General features: G+C 67.3%; 22 protein-coding genes. 15 read left to right on the top strand and 7 right to left on the bottom strand.

Annotated features, from left to right (window positions below; genetic code table 11):
- Window positions 1–27: 27 nt before the first annotated feature.
- Genes WDM86_09010 through WDM86_08995 form a run of 4 tightly spaced genes read left to right on the top strand, consistent with a single transcriptional unit; the run spans window position 28 to window position 4,147 of the window.
- The gene (locus tag WDM86_09010; GenBank protein MEI9990165.1) at window positions 28–1,059 is read left to right on the top strand and encodes a hypothetical protein; all 1,032 of its coding nucleotides are present in this window, start codon (window positions 28–30) and stop codon (window positions 1,057–1,059) included.
- Window positions 1,056–1,574: an isoprenylcysteine carboxylmethyltransferase family protein gene (locus WDM86_09005; protein MEI9990164.1), complete on the top strand. Its 519-nt coding sequence runs from the start codon at window positions 1,056–1,058 to the stop codon at window positions 1,572–1,574. Before WDM86_09010 ends, WDM86_09005 begins: the two co-directional genes overlap by 4 nt.
- A gap of 8 nt (window positions 1,575–1,582) precedes the next feature.
- Entirely contained in the window at window positions 1,583–2,605 is a 1,023-nt protein-coding gene (locus tag WDM86_09000) for an alkane 1-monooxygenase (protein ID MEI9990163.1), read from the top strand.
- 6 nt (window positions 2,606–2,611) lie between these two features.
- On the top strand, window positions 2,612–4,147 hold the full coding sequence (locus WDM86_08995) for a DHA2 family efflux MFS transporter permease subunit (GenBank protein ID MEI9990162.1): 1,536 nt from the start codon (window positions 2,612–2,614) through the stop codon (window positions 4,145–4,147).
- A 54-nt stretch (window positions 4,148–4,201) separates the two neighbouring features.
- Here the strand turns inward: WDM86_08995 and WDM86_08990 are convergent, their stop codons facing one another.
- Together WDM86_08990 and WDM86_08985 are read right to left on the bottom strand one after the other, a co-directional pair.
- Window positions 4,202–5,452: a TCR/Tet family MFS transporter gene (locus WDM86_08990; GenBank protein ID MEI9990161.1), complete on the bottom strand. Its 1,251-nt coding sequence runs from the start codon at window positions 5,450–5,452 to the stop codon at window positions 4,202–4,204.
- Between the two features lie 118 nt (window positions 5,453–5,570).
- Window positions 5,571–5,927, bottom strand: coding sequence for a hypothetical protein (locus WDM86_08985; GenBank protein MEI9990160.1), 357 nt, complete (start codon window positions 5,925–5,927; stop codon window positions 5,571–5,573).
- A 146-nt stretch (window positions 5,928–6,073) separates the two neighbouring features.
- Between WDM86_08985 and WDM86_08980 the strand changes: the two genes are divergently transcribed.
- The 6 genes from WDM86_08980 to WDM86_08955 all read left to right on the top strand — a co-directional run bounded on the left by WDM86_08980 (window position 6,074) and on the right by WDM86_08955 (window position 9,623).
- Window positions 6,074–6,376: a hypothetical protein gene (locus tag WDM86_08980; protein MEI9990159.1), complete on the top strand. Its 303-nt coding sequence runs from the start codon at window positions 6,074–6,076 to the stop codon at window positions 6,374–6,376.
- 64 nt (window positions 6,377–6,440) lie between these two features.
- Window positions 6,441–6,596: a DUF3309 family protein gene (locus tag WDM86_08975; protein ID MEI9990158.1), complete on the top strand. Its 156-nt coding sequence runs from the start codon at window positions 6,441–6,443 to the stop codon at window positions 6,594–6,596.
- Between the two features lie 17 nt (window positions 6,597–6,613).
- A complete protein-coding gene (locus tag WDM86_08970; GenBank protein MEI9990157.1) occupies window positions 6,614–6,856 on the top strand; it encodes a hypothetical protein in 243 nt (80 codons plus the stop codon).
- 1 nt (window position 6,857) lies between these two features.
- Window positions 6,858–7,019, top strand: a complete 162-nt coding sequence (locus WDM86_08965) for a hypothetical protein (protein ID MEI9990156.1) — start codon at window positions 6,858–6,860, stop codon at window positions 7,017–7,019.
- A gap of 58 nt (window positions 7,020–7,077) precedes the next feature.
- On the top strand, window positions 7,078–8,166 hold the full coding sequence (locus WDM86_08960; GenBank protein ID MEI9990155.1) for a glycosyltransferase family 2 protein: 1,089 nt from the start codon (window positions 7,078–7,080) through the stop codon (window positions 8,164–8,166).
- Window positions 8,163–9,623: a glycosyltransferase family 39 protein gene (locus tag WDM86_08955; protein ID MEI9990154.1), complete on the top strand. Its 1,461-nt coding sequence runs from the start codon at window positions 8,163–8,165 to the stop codon at window positions 9,621–9,623. The genes WDM86_08960 and WDM86_08955 overlap by 4 nt, the downstream gene beginning before the upstream one ends.
- A gap of 112 nt (window positions 9,624–9,735) precedes the next feature.
- On the opposite strand, the gene WDM86_08950 is transcribed toward WDM86_08955, so the two are convergent.
- From WDM86_08950 to WDM86_08930, 5 genes are all read right to left on the bottom strand, one after another.
- Window positions 9,736–9,924 carry a hypothetical protein gene (locus tag WDM86_08950; GenBank protein MEI9990153.1) on the bottom strand — a complete coding sequence of 63 codons (189 nt, stop codon included), beginning with the start codon at window positions 9,922–9,924 and terminating at the stop codon, window positions 9,736–9,738.
- A 2-nt stretch (window positions 9,925–9,926) separates the two neighbouring features.
- Window positions 9,927–10,100 carry a DUF1328 domain-containing protein gene (locus WDM86_08945; GenBank protein MEI9990152.1) on the bottom strand — a complete coding sequence of 58 codons (174 nt, stop codon included), beginning with the start codon at window positions 10,098–10,100 and terminating at the stop codon, window positions 9,927–9,929.
- A 56-nt stretch (window positions 10,101–10,156) separates the two neighbouring features.
- Window positions 10,157–10,507 (bottom strand): hypothetical protein, encoded by a 351-nt coding sequence (locus WDM86_08940; protein MEI9990151.1) that lies wholly within the window; start codon window positions 10,505–10,507, stop codon window positions 10,157–10,159.
- Window positions 10,508–10,518: 11 nt separating this feature from the next.
- Window positions 10,519–10,872: a hypothetical protein gene (locus tag WDM86_08935; GenBank protein MEI9990150.1), complete on the bottom strand. Its 354-nt coding sequence runs from the start codon at window positions 10,870–10,872 to the stop codon at window positions 10,519–10,521.
- A gap of 78 nt (window positions 10,873–10,950) precedes the next feature.
- The gene (locus tag WDM86_08930) at window positions 10,951–11,748 is read right to left on the bottom strand and encodes a response regulator (protein MEI9990149.1); all 798 of its coding nucleotides are present in this window, start codon (window positions 11,746–11,748) and stop codon (window positions 10,951–10,953) included.
- A gap of 228 nt (window positions 11,749–11,976) precedes the next feature.
- On the opposite strand from WDM86_08930, the gene WDM86_08925 reads away from it, so the two are divergent.
- The 5 genes from WDM86_08925 to lpdA all read left to right on the top strand — a co-directional run bounded on the left by WDM86_08925 (window position 11,977) and on the right by lpdA (window position 16,298).
- Complete coding sequence (locus tag WDM86_08925; GenBank protein ID MEI9990148.1) at window positions 11,977–12,159, top strand: NepR family anti-sigma factor; 183 nt, start codon at window positions 11,977–11,979, stop codon at window positions 12,157–12,159.
- A complete protein-coding gene (locus tag WDM86_08920; GenBank protein MEI9990147.1) occupies window positions 12,156–12,818 on the top strand; it encodes a sigma-70 family RNA polymerase sigma factor in 663 nt (220 codons plus the stop codon). The genes WDM86_08925 and WDM86_08920 overlap by 4 nt, the downstream gene beginning before the upstream one ends.
- The gene (locus WDM86_08915) at window positions 12,781–14,520 is read left to right on the top strand and encodes a sensor histidine kinase (protein ID MEI9990146.1); all 1,740 of its coding nucleotides are present in this window, start codon (window positions 12,781–12,783) and stop codon (window positions 14,518–14,520) included. Before WDM86_08920 ends, WDM86_08915 begins: the two co-directional genes overlap by 38 nt.
- Before the next feature lie 64 nt (window positions 14,521–14,584).
- Window positions 14,585–14,761, top strand: coding sequence for a hypothetical protein (locus WDM86_08910; GenBank protein MEI9990145.1), 177 nt, complete (start codon window positions 14,585–14,587; stop codon window positions 14,759–14,761).
- Window positions 14,762–14,894: 133 nt separating this feature from the next.
- Window positions 14,895–16,298: a dihydrolipoyl dehydrogenase gene (gene lpdA / locus WDM86_08905; protein MEI9990144.1), complete on the top strand. Its 1,404-nt coding sequence runs from the start codon at window positions 14,895–14,897 to the stop codon at window positions 16,296–16,298.
- Window positions 16,299–16,302: the final 4 nt, after the last annotated feature.

Here is a 16,302-nt window from a genome sequence, read left to right as displayed (position 1 = left end):
GCAGCGATCCGCGCCCCGGGAGCGACGATGCAGGCACGTTTGCTGGCTTTGAAAAGTGCCGTTCCGCCCTATGTCTTGAACCAGACAGATGTCTCGGCACGCGCCGCGGCCCTGTTCGAGGGCCACCGCGACATGACCCGGCTGATGCCGGTGTTCGAGAATACCGGCATCAACCGCCGCTATTCCTGCGTTCCGATCGACTGGTACAGCCAGCCCCATGGCTGGACCGACCGCAACGCGCTCTACCTCGAAAACGCCGTCGCGCTGTTCGAGAAGCTGGCCGGCGCGCTCCTGGAGGAGGCCGGCCTGGTACGCGAGGACATCGACGCCATCGTGGTGTCCTCCACCACCGGCATCGCCACGCCGAGCCTGGACGCGCTGATGATCGAGCGGCTCGATCTGCGCCGCAATGTCCGCCGGCTGCCGATCTTCGGGCTGGGCTGCGCCGGCGGCGTGGTCGGCCTCGCCCGCGCCTCCGAGCTTGCCCGCGCCTATCCCGGCAGCAAGGTGCTGTTCCTGGTGGTGGAGCTCTGCGCCCTGACCTTCCGCAAGGACGACACCTCCAAGAGCAACATCGTGGCCACCGCGCTGTTCGGTGACGGCGCCGCCGGCGCGATCCTCTCGACCGAGGGCGACGGGCCCAAGGTCGGCGCCAGCGGCGAATACACCTGGCCCGATTCGCTCGGCATCATGGGCTGGGACGTGCAGGACGACGGGCTGAAGGCGATCTTCTCGCAGAGCATCCCCTCGCTCGTCGCCAACGACTTCAAGCCGATCCTGCACGGCTATCTCGAGGCGAATGGCCTGACGCTCGCCTGCTTCGACCGCTTCGCCTGCCATCCGGGCGGCGCCAAGGTGCTCGATGCGCTGGAGGACGCCTTCGACATCCAGCGCGGCGACCTTGTCGACAGCCGCGCCACGCTGCGCAATTTCGGCAACATGTCGGCGGTGACGGCGCTCTTCGTGCTCGAACGCATGGCGTGGCGCGACCAGCATACGCTGATGACCGCGCTCGGCCCGGGCTTCTCCGCCGTCTTTCTCGCGGTCGGCGGGCCGTGAGGCTGGCGATCTATCTCATCCTCTTTCTCGTCGCCCTGCAGCGGCTGATCGAGATCGCCTATGCCGAGCGCAACACCCGCGCGCTGCTGGCGCGGGGCGCGGTGGAGGTCGGCCGCGCGCATTATCCGCTGATCGTCACCCTGCATGCCGTCTGGCTGTTGATGATCGTGCTCGTCCTGCCGCCGGATGCGACGATCCATTGGTGGGCGCTGGGGCTGTTCATCGCGCTGCAATTGGCGCGGGTCTGGGTCATCGCCACGCTCGGTCCCTATTGGACGACGCGGATCATCACGCTCGATGGGGCGCCGCTGGTGCGCAAGGGGCCCTACCGCTTCGTGCGCCATCCCAATTATCTCGTCGTGGCCGGCGAGATCGCGGTGCTGCCGCTCGCCTTCGGCGAGGTCGGCGTCGCCATCGTCTTCACCATCCTGAACGCCGCCGTGCTCGCCTGGCGCATCCGCCAGGAAGAGACCGCGCTGGCCGCGCGCCGTGCCTTGCCGGCCAGCCCGGCGTGAGGCCGTCCATGGGAGCGCTGCGCTTCATCGGGCCTTTTGTCTTCGCGTTGTCGATCCCGGCGCTCTATTACCTCGCCGGCCCGCCGGCGCCGTTCCTCACCGTCGCGGCGCTCCTGGGCGCGCTGATCGCCGCCGAGTTCGTTTCGCGGCGCGGCCAGGGTCCGGCGATTGCGCGGGACGCGCGGCTGTTCCGGGTCCTGCCCAATCTCTATGTGCCGGTGCAGCTCGGTGTGATCGGCTGGGCGGTCGTCGCCGCGCGCGATGCGAGCGCATCGGGCTTCGCGGCGCTGGCGCTGTCGGTCGGCGTGACGACGGGCGTGTTCGGCGTCCTCGCGGCGCACGAGCTGGTGCACGGCCATGACCGCGCGGAGCGTTTCCTCGGCCTTCTGATGCTCACCGGCATGAGCTATCGGCATTTTCGCGTCGCGCATATCTTCGGCCATCATCGCTGGGCCGCGACCGAGCGCGATCCGGCCAGCGCCAGGCTCGGCGAAAGCTTCTATGCCTTCCTGCCGCGCACCATCGCGGCGCAGTTTGCCGATGCCTGGATGTTCGAGGCGCGGCGCCTGAACGGCGGGGCGATCTGGGACAATCGTATCTTCCGCGACGTCGTGGCGATGCTCGCGCTTTATGCCGCGATCTGGGCGGTGCTCGGCCCGCGCAGCGCGGCGCTGCTCGCGGCCGAGAGCGCGATCGGGATCGTCGTCCTGGAGCTGTTCAACTACATCGCCCATTACGGCCTGGCGCGCCGGCGCACGGGGCGGGGCTACGAGCCCTTCACCGCGGCGCATAGCTGGAACTCGAGCAATGCCATGGCCAACGCCCTGATCTTCAACATGGGCCGGCATTCCTCCCACCATGCGCGGCCGGCATCGTCCTTCGAGCGGCTGGAATGGGTCGCGGCGGCGCCCGAGCTTCCGGCGGGCTACGCCGGCAGCATCCTGCTGGCGCTGGTGCCGCCCCTGTGGCGCCGCGTCATGGACCCAGAGGTCCAAAAGTTTCAAAGTGGCGTCAGCAACGCACCTGCCTGAGTCCTGATGCCGCCCATTGTCAAAATCTGGATCGGCTTCGCGGCGATGTGCGTCGGCATGGCGATGGCCGTGCTCGACATCCAGATCGTCGCCAGCTCCTTCACCACCATCCAGGCGTCCCTGAAAGTCTCGCCCGACGAGCTGAGCTGGATCCAGACCGGCTATCTGATGGCCGAGGTGATCGCCATTCCGCTGACCGGCTGGCTGACCAGAGCGCTGTCCCTGCGCTGGATGTTTGCGGCCGCGACATTGGGCTTCACGCTGGCGAGCGTCGCCTGCGCCCTGTGCACCTCGCTGCCGCCCTTCATCACGCTGCGTGTGGTCCAGGGCTTCTGCGGCGGCATGCTGATCCCCGGCGTGTTCACCTCGGTGTTCGTCATGATGCCGGAGAAGCATCGCATCGCCGCCACCGCGCTGGCCGGCACGCTCGCGGTGATCGCGCCGACCATTGGGCCCGCCATCGGCGGCTATCTGACGGAGTATTACAACTGGCATTGGATTTTCCTGATCAATCTGGTGCCGGGCATCGCCATCGTCGGACTGGTGATCGGCTTCGTGCGGCTGGGCGAAGGCGACATCTCCGAATTCCGCCGCATCGACTATTTCGCCATCGCGCTGGCCGCGACCTTCCTCGCGACGCTCGAACTGGTGCTGAAGGAGGCGCCGAAATACGAATGGCGCGGGCCCTTCGTCTACGGCGCCATCGCCATCTGCCTCGTCACCGGATCGAGCGCGATCTGGCGCAGCCTCTACAGCCGGCATCCTTTTCTCGACCTCTATCGGTTCCGCGAACACACTTTCACGCTGGGCTGCACATTGAGCTTCGTGCTGGGCCTGGGGCTCTACGGCTCGGTCTATCTGCTCGCTTTGTTCCTCGGCATCGTGCGCGAGCACTCGCCGTGGCAGATCGGCACGATCATGATCGTCTCCGGCGCGGCCCAGCTCGCCACCGCGCCCATCGCCGCCTGGCTGGAAAGCAAGATCGATCCGCGCATCCTGACCGCTTTCGGCTTCAGCCTGTTCGCCGCCGGCCTGATCGCCAACGGCTATGAGACGGCCGCGACCGACTATGACGGGCTGTTCTGGCCGCAGGTCATGCGCGGCGCCAGCGTGATGCTCTGCATCCTGCCGGCGACGCGGCTCGCGCTCGATACACTGATGCCGGGCCAGGTGGCGGACGGCAGCGCGCTGTTCAACCTGATGCGCAACCTGGGCGGCGCCATCGGCATCGCCCTGGTCGACACGATCCTGGACCAGCGCACGCCGACGCATGCCCAGGCCCTGGCCGCGAGGCTCCAGGCCGGCGACGCCGACACGGCGCGGCTCGTCGGCCTGCCGGCGCAGTTCTTCCACGGCCACGACATGGGCCCGGTCGACGAGACCATGCGCAGCTTCGCCGAGCCCCTGATCCGCAAGGCGGCGCTGGTGCAGTCGTTCAACGAGGCGTGGATCGCGATCGGCGTGTTCTTCGCGCTGTCGCTTCTGGTGCTGCCCTTCATGCGCCATATCCGCCGCTCGGCGTTGGGGCCGGAAGTGCCTTGAGCGCAATCGGGCGAACCGACTTCCGGTTCGCCCGTAAATTGCGCGTCAATTAAATCAAGCCGCCGCTTCCGCGGCGCGCGCCATCTGCCCCGACCGGATCGCGATGGCCAGGCACAGCGCCATGGTGAGCGAGGCCAGAAGGAAAGGCAGGCCCGGAACGTTCCATTGCGGATGGCGCACCGCCCAGGCGAACGCCAGGCCGTAAACAATCGGTCCCGCGACGGAGGCGACGCCGGCCAGGCTCTGGTTGGCGCCCTGCAATTGTCCCTGCTCGGAAGGGCCGACGCGCCGCGTCATCAGTCCCTGCAGGCCCGGCACCAGCAACTGCCAGAGCGCGTTGAACGGTACGGCGAGCAGATAGAGCCACACCGTCGGCGCCCAGGATATCCACGCCAGGCCGATGATCGGAAACGCCGCGCCGGCGATCAGGCAGGCGCGCTCGCCGAAGCGCTTCACGAAGGGTCCGACGATGAAGCTCTGCACCGCGACGCCGACGCAGCTAAAGGCGGCCATGAACAGGCCGGTGGTGCCCGCCGTCCAGTGGAAGCGATAGCCGGAATAGAGCACGAACACGCTCGGCCACACCATGTTGGCGAGCTGGTTGAGGAAGCCGACGCTCGCCAGCGGCAGCAATTCGTGATGCGAGCGAAGCAGTTTGAGCGAGCCCAAGGGATTGGCGCGGTGCCAATGAAAGGCGCTCGTGCGCTTGGACGGCGGCAGCGATTCGGGGACGACGAGGAAGCCGTAGAGCGCGTTGACCAGCGTTAGCGCCGCCGCCACGATGAAGGGCAGGCGCAGATTGATGTCGCCGAGATAGCCACCGATCGCCGGGCCCGCGAGGAAGCCGACGCTGAACGCGGCGCCCATCCAGCCGAAGGCCTGGGCGCGATCCTCGGCGGGCGTCACGTCCGCGACATAGGCGTTCGCGGTGGAGAACACGCCGGAGGTCGCGCCGCTGACCAGCCTGCCGACGAACAGCCAGGCGAGATTCGGCGCGAAGGCCATGAACAGGAAATCGAGGCCGAGCCCGCCGATGCACAGGAGCAGCACCGGCCGGCGTCCGACGCGGTCGGACAACAGCCCCAGCACCGGCCCGGCGAAGAAGCTCATCGCGCCGCCGAACACCGCGAAGGCGACGTTCCAATCGGTCGCCGCGGCGGTGTCGCCGCCGTTGAACTGCTTGAGCAGGTTGGGCAGCACCGGCACCATGATGCCGATCGTCACCGCGCAGGCGACCGCGCTCGCGAAGATGAATCCGAACGCCGCGCGCCGGCGCCCGGACGCGGGATCGGCGGCGTCGCTCATGGCACGATGATGGTCCATCGCGCCGGGCCAGGCAATCGCGGGAAGCTTCGATGCCGTCGCCGATAGAAAAGGCCGGCGCTCGCGCACCGGCCTTTTCGCACGCCGCGATTGCGCCGCGTTACTGCCCGTTCGGCGGCGCGCTGTCCGTGTCGTTCGGCTTGGCCGGCGGGGTCGGCTTGTTTGGCGTCGGGGCGTTTGCGTTGCCGTTCTCGTCGGTGCCGCCGGCGTTCATGCCCGAGCCGGTGACCATGCCGCCATTGCTCATCGTGTTGCTGGTCGCTCCGGTATCGATGGCGGCGCCTGTCGTCGGGGCCGCGCCGCCCTGCGCATTGGCGAGCGCCTGCGCGTTCAACTGGTCGGTCTGCGCGTTCTCGGCCGGCGTCGCGGGATGATGCGTGAACGCGAAGGCCGGCGCGGCCAGCGTCACCAATGCGAAAACCGCAGCACTGCCCGAAGCGAATTTCTGGATCGTCATGATTGTTCTCCTGTAGGCGCGCCCATCGCGTGTTTGAACGCCGGGGCGCGCCACCCGTTCCCCAGGGAACCCGCGCGGGGATCGCGGCGCGGGTTCCAGGAACCCGTTTCGCCGCCGATCCGTTTGCATCCGAAAGGGAGACAGCCATGCCGCGTGGAGACAAGTCGAGCTACACCGACAAGCAGAAACGCCAGGCCGAACATATCGAGCAAGGCTACGAGAAGCGTGGAACGGCGAAGAAGGAAGCCGAACGGCGCGCCTGGGCGACAGTGAACGCCGAGACCCATGGCGGCAAGAAAAGCGGCTCCGGCCGCGGCCGCGCCGAGGATCACGCGCCGTCGCGCAAGGGCGGACGTCTCAGCGGCACCGCCGCGCCCGGCCGCAGCGCGGCGCAGCGTTCGGCGTCGGCGAAGAAGGCCGCCGCGACCCGCAAACGGCGCGAGCACTGACGAGCGGCGGAACTCCGCCGTCACCTTGGTGTTCCCAGTTCAGATGTCCGCGAGGTAATTTCCAATGCTCGGCACAATTATCATCATCGTCCTTCTTCTTCTGCTGTTCGGCGCCTGGCCGTCCTGGCCGCACAGCCGCAATTGGGGCTACTACCCGAGCGGCGGGCTGGGCCTGGTTCTCATCGTCGTGCTGGTGCTCGTCCTTATCGGGCGATTCTGACCCCCCATGCCCATCTGATGACCAAGAAGAAGCTCATCGAAGACATCGTGCGGGAGCCGCTTCGCTTCCACCGCGCGCCGGTGGACGTGATGCGCGACCGGCGGTTCAACGATGAGGAGCGCCGCGAAATCCTGACCGCGTGGGAGCGGCGGATTCGCGAGCAGGACGGCGAAAGCGAGACGCAGCGCATGCAGCTCGTCATCGACGCCCGCCAGGAACTGGAGCGCCGCGCCCGCCCGGTCGGCGCGCAGGGAGCATGAAATGGCGACGCAAACGACCGAAAATGGGGCCCGCGAACGGGTCGTCTCCACCGAGCAGGCCCGTCAGGGCGAGACCTCCGGCCATGTGCGCTGGGTGCTGATCGTCAGCCTGGCGCTGGCGGTGGTCGCCGGCGCCGTCCTCTGGTCGGTCACTTTCCTCTAGACGCGTCCCTTGACGCCGTCCTGGCCTGTTGCCACCAAGGCGGCGCCAGGAGATCTGCGTGCCCGCTGTCGAGCTTTCCATCGTCCTTCCCACCTTCAAGGAACGCGACAACGTCGCCGAGCTGGTGCGCCGGCTGGACGCCGCGCTGACCGGCATTGCCTGGGAGGCGATCTTCGTCGACGACGATTCGCCGGACGGCACCGCCGAGACCGCCAAGGCGATCGCGGCGCGCGATCCCAGGGTACGCTGCCTGCGCCGGGTCGGCCGCCGCGGCCTCGCCGGGGCCTGCATCGAGGGCATGCTGGCCTCCAGCGCGCCCTTCGTCGCGGTGATGGACGCCGACCTCCAGCATGACGAGCACGCCCTGGTGGCGATGCTTGAAAAGCTGCGCAGCGGCACCTGCGACCTCGTCGCCGCCAGCCGCTACATCGCCGGCGGCAGCGCCGCTTCGTTCGATGCGGCGCGCGGCAGGCTGAGCCGGCTCGCCACCGACATCACGCGCAATATCCTCGACGTGCCGCTGTCCGATCCGATGAGCGGCTTCTTCATGCTGCGGCGCGACCGGTTCGACGCGGTCGCGGCGCGCCTGTCGCCGGCCGGCTTCAAGATCCTGCTCGACATCGTCGCCACGGCCGGTCCGTCGCTGCGCGTGGCGGAACAGTCCTATGTGTTCGGCAAACGCGAGCAGGGCGAGAGCAAGTTCAACGTCCAGATCGGCGTCGAATTCCTCGGGCTGATCTTCGCCAAGCTGACCGGCGATTTGGTCGAGCCGCGCTTTCTGTTCTTCGCGCTGGTCGGCGCGCTCGGCCTGGTGGTCCACCTGATCGTGCTGAAATCGGCGCTGCTCGCGGGCGCCGACAATTTCTATACCGCCCAGGCCATCGCCACCTTCGTCGCGCTGACCAGCAATTTCTTCCTCAACAACGAGCTCACTTATCGTGACCACCGCCTCAAGGGCGCGTCGATGTTCTGGGGCTTTATCGTGTTCTGCCTGTTCTGCTCGATCGGCGCCTTCACCAATGTCGGCATCGCGAACTGGCTCTACGCGGAGGAGCCGGTGTGGTGGGTTGCCGGCGCCGCTGGCGCGGTGATGGGCCTGTTCTGGAACTATGCGATGTCGAGCCTGTTCGTGTGGCGCACGCGATGACGCGCCGGCACATCCTCATCGCGATCCTCGCCTTGACGGTGCTGCGCGTGGTGGCGGCCGCGGTTCTGCCGCTCTCGGCCGACGAGGCCTATTACTGGCTGTGGTCGCGCCATCTTGCGGCGGGTTACTTCGATCACCCGCCCGCCATCGCTTTTGCAATCCGCGCAGGAACGCTGATCTTCGGCGACACGGCGCTGGGCGTGCGCGCCGGGGGCATCGTCCTGTCGGTCCTGGCGAGCTTTTTCGTCTGGCGGGCCGGCGCGAGCCTGCTGCGCGATGAGGATGCGGGCGCGCGCGCCAGCCTGTTCTTCAACCTGACCTTGATGATCTCGGTCGAGACGCTGGCCGCGACGCCGGACGGGCCGTCCGTCGCCGCCGCGGCGGCGGTGCTCTATGCCCTGGCCAAGGTCCACGAGACGGGCAGGGGTGCGTGGTGGCTCGGCGTCGGCGTCGCCGCCGGGCTGGGTCTGTTGTCGAAATACACGATGTTCTTCCTCGGCGCCGGCATGGTGGTGTGGCTCCTGCTCTCGCCGGTGGCGCGGCGCTGGTTCGCCGCGCCTTGGCCCTGGGCCGGCGCGCTGGTCGCGCTCCTGATCTTCCTGCCAAACGTCCTGTGGAACGAAACCCATGGCTGGGCGACCTTCGCCTTCCAGTTCGGCCGCATCGCCGGCGGGCATTTCACGCTGCGCTTCCTGTTCGAATTCCTGGGCGCCCAGTTCGTGCTCGCCTCGCCCTTCATCTTCGTGCTGGCGACGCTGGCGCTCGCCTTCCGCGCGCGCGACCGCGACAGTGCCGAATTCCTGCTGGCCGCGCTGGTCTTTCCCTCGGTGCTCTATTTCCTGATCCATTCGCTGCACGACCGCATCCAGGGCAATTGGCCGTCCTTTCTATTTCCCGCGCTCGCGATGGCCGCCGCGCAGGCCTGGAAGCAGAGCGACTGGACGGGTTGGATGGCGGCGGTGTGGCGCGTCGCGCGGCCAGCGGCGACGCCCGTGGCGGCGGTGCTGCTGCTGGCGATCTATGCCCAGGCGCTGTTCGGCGTCATTCCGTTTGGACGCAGCGATCCCCTGGCGCGGCTGCTGGCCGTCGGCTTCGACGGCGTGGCGGCGAAGATCGAGACCGTGCAGCGGGCCAACGGAGCCGCCGCCATCGTCACGACCGACTACGCCTCGACGTCGTGGTTTGCTTTCTACCTGCCGGGCCATCCGCCGGTGCTCCAGGCGAATGAGGACTATCGCTATCTCGACGCGCCGGTCCCCGGCGGCGAGCTCCTGGCCAAGCCGGCGCTTTATGTCGTGGAGCAGAGATTGGACAAGCATGCCGAGCTGGCGGGCCGCTTCGGACAGGTCCGCGAGGTCGCGCGGTTCGACCGGCTGCGCCATGGCGTGCCGATCGCGCATTACATCGCCTACGTCCTGCGCGACTGGCATGGCGTGCGCTTCGGCCGCCTGCCTTAGGGCTTTGCTTTTTTCGGAGGGGGAGAAAGTCGAGCGGACACCCAATGCGGGCTGTCGAAGGGGCTGGGGCGTTCCGGATCAGACGTCCGCTCGTGGAAGAAAATGCACGGGCTTAATTTGGGTTGCGGCTTCTCAAAAATAATTTAGCCATGCCTGCAAGAGATCGCGGTGCCGGACGCAGCAGTTTGATTTGCTTGCTTTTTTCCGAGGACGGATCGGCGCCGCCAAGCGGCAGGGCCGCCGGCACGGCGGCCGCGATGGCATTTTCGAGCGGATGGGCGCCGCGCGGCGGCAGGCGCATCGCTAGACCGGTGGGCGGCCGCGCAGCGCGCTCGAGAAGGCGCTGACGATCAGGAGCACCACGAAGACGATCAGGAGGATCTTGGCGATGCTGGCCGCGAGGCCCGCCAGGCCGAAGAAGCCCAGATAGCCGGCGACGAGCGCCAGGATCAAGAACAGAACCGCATAGCCGAGCATTTCCGGTTTCCTTTGCTGCTTGCAAAGGAAACGTCAGGCAAAAGCGCGAGTTCCGGTTATTTCCGCGTCCGGCTGCCGAAGAACATCTCGGCGCCGGCGATGACGATGGCGCCGACGATCGCGATCCAGGGCGTCTCCTTGGCGATCGCCGCGAACAGCGCCATCCACAGGCTGGACGGCGCCGACGGTTTCGGCTTGGGCCTGGACGGCCCGCGCATCAGCACGATGCCGGCCCACAGCACCGGCGGCCCCACGAAGATCGCGCCGGTCACCGCCGCGCCGCCGGCCGCGCCCAGAAGCGGCGTCAGGGCAAGCGCCAGCGCATAGCTGAGAAAGCCCACGCCGAAGACGACGAGCAGCAATCCGATGACCGCAAGCACCGCCGCCGCGGCGATTTTCGCCCCCATGACGGATCCCGTCAGCGGCGAAGGAACAGGGCCAGGAACGCGCCGACGCCTGCCGCGATGGCGAGCGAGGTCAGCGGCTGTTCGCGCACCGTGGCGCGCAAGGTCTCGGCGTTCTCCGCCGCCCATTCCTCGACGTCCTCGGCAGCCTCGAACGCGGTCTTGCTCGCCTGGGCCGCGGCGTCCTCGGCCAGCGTGTAGGCGCGCTCGGCCACCGCTTCGGCTTTCTTCAGGGCGTCCTTGGCCTGGGTCGATGCGACGTCGCCGACGTCGCCCGCCAGGGCCCGAAGGTCCTTCTGCAGCGTCTCCAGGTCGGTCCGCAAAGCAGACAGTCTCGCGTCGATTTCCGTGTTGCCGGCGGCGCTCATACGTCTCTCCAATTTCCCAGAACTTTGGGGGGAACGGCCCCACCATGCCTCAAAGTTCCCAGCAAGGGAACTTTGGAATCATGCGGCTTTTTTAGCCGCCGAGTGAAAGAACAACGCCTGGCCAACCGTCGCCTGCACCGTCTCGGGCAGGAAGGGCTTGGCGATCAGATAGGTCGGCTCCGGCCGCTCGCCGGTCAAGAGCTTCTCCGGATAAGCGGTGATGAAGATCACCGGAATGTCGAAGCTGTTGAGAATCTCGGCCACCGCGTCGATGCCCGAGCCGCCTTCGCCGAGATTGATGTCGGCCAATACCAGACCGGGGCGCTCGGAATGCGCCTTGGCCACCGCCTCGGCCCGCGTCGCGGCGGTCGCCACGACCTTGTGGCCGAGTTCGGTGACGAGATTCTCCAGGTCGAGCGCGATGATCGGCTCGTCCTCGATGATCAACACGCGGCTGGCGAGCTGGCGGTCGATGGTCTGCTGCGCGTCGACGATGGCGCGTTCCACCTCTTCGGCGGTCTCGTCCAGGATGAAGGCGGCCTCTTCGAGGCTGAAAGCCTCCACGGCGGTGAGCAGCAGCGCGGCGCGTTTGTTCGAATCGAGCGCGCTCAGGCGGGTTTCCGGCGACGGCTTGGTCTCGGCGATGCGCGTCGTGTTCTCGTCGATGCGGCCCGAGGCCGATTGCCAGATGGCGTGGAAGACGCGGTACAGGCCGACCCGCGGCGCCACGCCCTCAACCAGCGTCTGGTCGCCGGCAAGCAGCGCGGACAGGGCGGCACGGACATAGGTGTCGCCGCTGGCCTGGGAGCCGCACAGCGCGCGGGCATAGCGGCGCAGATAGGGAAGGTGCGGGGCAAGGGTCTGGGACATGCTCATGAAAAACGGGCTCCTTCGACGGGGCTATCCTCGGCGCTCTCAGACGGGAATGCTCCTTGAGAAGAAAAGTTCCATATCGGGGCGGAACCATTGGCGGGCGGCGGACGTTGGCTTCCTCGGAGGGAGTTGGTGGGCGGATGAGTCAAATTAAGGGGCTGATTTTTCAGTATAATCGGCCTCGATCGGAGAACGGCTTTGTCAGGCGCACCGCAGCAGCGGAATTGGAATTTGTCTAAAGAACAGAACCCCAACCGCGAAAAAGCGCGCGCCATACGGGCGCGCCAGAGGGTCATCGGCCGAGAGTTGCGGCGCATCTACGATGCCGTGGCGCAGGAGCCCGTGCCCGACGAATTTATGGACCTGTTGCGTCGGATCGATGCGAAGGACGAGTCGGGGAAGAAATCCTCATGACCGCCCCCCACACCGTCCCCACCGCGCACAGCGCCCCCGCCTCCGAACAGCCGGACGACTTCAAGACCGAGCTGTTGGGGCTTGTCCCTTTCCTGCGCGCCTTCGCGCGCTCGCTTTGCGGCAGCCATGAAGGCGCCGACGACCTCGCGCAGGAAGCCCTGGTGAAGGCGTGGCAGTCGCGAGACTCCTTCGTGCCCGGCACCAACCTGAAGGCCTGGCTCTTCACCATCCTGCGCAACCAGTTCTATTCGGATCGCCGCCGCGCTTGGCGCCAGGCGCCATGGGACCAGGAAGCCGCCGAGAAGATTCCCGGCGGTGGGCAGGACCAGGGTTGGTCCGCCGAACTGTCGGACACAGCCCGCGCGTTGCGCGCGCTCACCGACGAGCAGCGCGAGGCGCTGATCCTGGTCGGCGCCGGCGGCTTCTCCTACGAAGACGCTGCGGAAATCTGCAACTGCGCCGTGGGCACGGTGAAGAGCAGGGTTGCGCGCGCGCGAAAGGCGCTTATTGCAATCCTCGACGGCGATGAGGCATTGCCGCAATCGGACCGACCGCCCGAAGGGGAAGCTGCCCGTGAAATCATGGCGCAATTGGATCGCCTCGCGCCGCAAGACGGTCCCGATGCCGCCCGCAGGCGACGCAAGGGAACCGCCGAGTGAGCGGGGCTGGCCGCTCCGCATCACGCTGCTCATCGCGGTAACCGTCGCGCTTCTTCCCATTGCCGTCGTCAGCATCCTGCAAGGCGTGGATCGCGCCCGCGCCGACGTCGCGCAGGTGCATGATCGCCTCATCCGCTCGGCCAACGCCGCCGCCAAGGACGAGGAGAATCTCCTGTCCTCGGCGGAGCAGATCGCGCGCGCGCTCGCCAATGTCAGCGACGTGCGCAACGTCACGCGGGCCTGCGATTCGGTCCTGGGCGACGCGCTGATCGGCGTGAAATATTTCGCCAATCTGTCCCGCCTCGGGGCCGACGGCACCAAGCTGTGTTCGGCGCTGCCGCGCGCCAAGGGGCTCAGCGCCTCGGGTCGGCCGATCTTCGAACGCGCCCGCGCCTCCAGGAGCTTCGTGGTGAGCGGCCTGACGATGAGCCAGGTCCTCAAGCAGCCGGTGATCATCGGCATGCTGCCGCTGCGCGACGCCACGGGGCGCTTCGACGGCGCGCTGTCGGTGGTGCTTCAGCTCCACTGGCTCGATTTCATGGTGCGCGGCAACGGACTGCCGAAGGGCGCGGTGGTGTTCATCTACGACAGCGACGGCCACATATTGGCCTCGAACGACGACGGCGTCGCCCACGCCCTTGTCGATGCCGCCCGCCGCTATGCCCGGCCGGGCGACGTCTATTCCGCCAACGACGCGCGGGGCAACAACTGGACCTTCTCGACCTCGCCGTTGCGCGGCGGGGTGATCAACGTCGCCTTCGCGATGCGCGAGAGCCATCTGTTCAGCGACACCTATCTGCATGTCGGCACCGACTTCCTGATGCCCATCCTGATGATCGGGCTGGCCTGGGCCGGCATCTGGTTCGCCACCGAGCGCCAGGTGACGCAATGGATCGCCTATCTGCGCCGCATCTCCGCCGCCTACCGGTCGGGCCATTACGCGATCCGGCCGCAACTCGAGGATGCGCCGCGCGAATTCCGCAGCCTGGGCGACGGGCTGTCGGCGATGGCCGACTCGATCCAGGACCGCGACCGCAAGCTGCGCGACGCGCTCACCCAGAAATCGCTGCTCATCCGCGAGATCCACCACCGCGTGAAGAACAATCTGCAGATCGTCATGAGCCTGCTCAGCCTGCAGGCCGGGCAGCTCAAGGATCCGGCGGCGCGCGACGCGCTGATGCAGGCCCAGGTCCGCATCAACGCGCTCGCCTTGGTGCACCGCATCCTGCACGAGATCGAGGACCAGACGACCATCGACCTGAAGCGCCTCCTGCACGAACTGGCGCACCAGATCACCGAGGGCATGCGCGGCGAGAATGTCGGCGTGCGGGTGGAAGAGGACCTGGTGGAACGCGACGTCTCGGGCGAGGTCGCCGTGCCGCTCGCGCTGTTCGCGGTCGAGGCCCTGACCAACATCTTCAAATACGCATTCCAGCCGGGTCAGCGCGGCTTGGTGCGGATCGAGTTGGCCCCGACCGCGGACGGCAAGCTCCGGCTCGCGATCAGCGATGACGGCGCCGGCTTCACCGACCATGGCGGCAAGACCGGCATGGGCACGCGGCTGATCCGGACCTTCGGGGCGCAGATCGGCGGCGTCTCGGCGCTGCATTCCGAGCCGGGAAAGGGAACCATGGTGGAGGTCATCTTCCGCGATCCGCTCGGCGCGCCGAACGAGGTTCCTGCCGGAACCGCCGAAACGTGAATTGCCCTATCTCGTTACAGAGGCGGGCGCGGCCCCACGCGCCTCAGCAAAGGGAGAATGAAGCATGGGCAACCAGGACAATACCCGCAGCCGCGATCAGGACATCCGCCGCCAGCCTCCGCAGCAGGAGCAGGCCGCCGACAAGAGCGCGAAGAAGCGGGACAACAAGCAGGGTCAGCCGAACCAGGCCCGTCAGGACGGCGACCGGTCTGCCGAAAACGACCGGTTGAGCCGCCACTAAGCCGCAGCGATCGGCGGGAAGACCGGCCCCGCGAGGGTCGGTCTTCTCGCGGGACCGGCCGCGTCCCTTCGGCAATTGTCTCGCGCGGCGCTCCGGCGCATAACGCTGCCTTCCTTTTTGAGGACGGCGTTTCATGGCGGATACTTTCGACGCGGTCGTCATCGGCGGCGGCCCCGGCGGCTACAACGCCGCGATCCGGCTCGGCCAGTTGGGACTGAAAACGGCCTGCGTCGACAAGCGCGGCACTTTCGGCGGCACCTGCCTCAATATCGGCTGCATACCATCCAAAGCCCTGTTGCATACCAGCGAGTTGTTCGAGGAAGCCAAGAGCCATCTTCCGAAGCTCGGCATCAAGGTCACGCCCGAGCTCGATCTCGGCCTCATGATGGCGCACAAGACCAAGGTGGTCGGCGAGCTCACCAAGGGCGTCGAATTCCTCCTGCGCAAGGCCAAGTCGGAGGCGATCGTCGGCGAGGCGCGTATCGCGTCGCCCGGCAAGGTCGAGGTAAAGGGCAAGGATGGCGCGCTCCGCACGCTCGAAACCAAGCACATCGTCGTGGCGACCGGCTCCGAGGTCGCCTTGCTTCCCGGCGTGACCATCGATGAGATGCAGATTGTGTCCTCGACCGGCGCGCTGTCGCTGAAGGAAGTGCCCAAGCGCCTCCTGGTCGTCGGCGGCGGCTATATCGGATTGGAGCTGGGCTCGGTGTGGCGCCGGCTCGGCAGCGAGGTGACGGTGGTGGAATTCCTCGACCGCATCACGCCCGGCCTGGACGGCGAGGTCGGCAAGCAGTTCCAGCGCATCCTCTCGCGACAGGGCATGAAATTCCAGCTCTCGACCAAGGTCGTGGGCGTGGAAAAGACGGGCGGCGCGCTTCGCGTCACGGTCGAGCCGGCGGCGGGCGGCGACAAGCAGACCATCGAGACCGACATCATGCTGGTCTCCATCGGAAGGCGGGCCTTTGTCGACAATCTCGGCCTGGAGAAGGCCGGCGTGAAGCTCGATCCGCGCGGCCGCGTCGTCACCGACGCGCATTACGCCACCAACATCGCGGGCATCTGGGCGATCGGCGATTGCCGCGAAGGTCCGATGCTGGCGCACAAGGCGGAAGACGAAGCGGTCGCCTGCGCCGAGCGCATCGCCGGCAAGGCCGGCCATGTGAACTACGACGCGATCCCCGCCGTGGTCTACACCGCGCCGGAAGTGGCGAGCGTCGGCAAGACGGAAGAAGAATTGAAGGCCGCCGGCATCGCCTACAAGGTCGGAAAATTCCCCTTCACCGCGAACGCGCGCGCCAAGACCATCGCGGCGACCGACGGCTTCGCCAAGATCATCGCCGACGCCAAGACCGACCGCGTCCTCGGCGTGCACATCATGGGCGCCAGTGCCGGCGAGATGATCTCCGAGGCCGCGCTCGCCATCGAGTTCGGTGCCTCGTCGGAAGACATCGCGCGCACCAGCCATCCGCACCCGACGCTGAGCGAAGCCGTCCGCCAGGCGGCGGAAGGCGTCGAAGGCTGGACGATGCAGATGTGAATGT

This window comes from Rhizomicrobium sp. (assembly GCA_037200045.1).
In the GTDB taxonomy this organism is placed as follows: domain Bacteria; phylum Pseudomonadota; class Alphaproteobacteria; order Micropepsales; family Micropepsaceae; genus Rhizomicrobium.
Note: the sequence above shows the minus strand (reverse complement) of the source record. Positions and strands in the feature narration are given on the sequence as shown.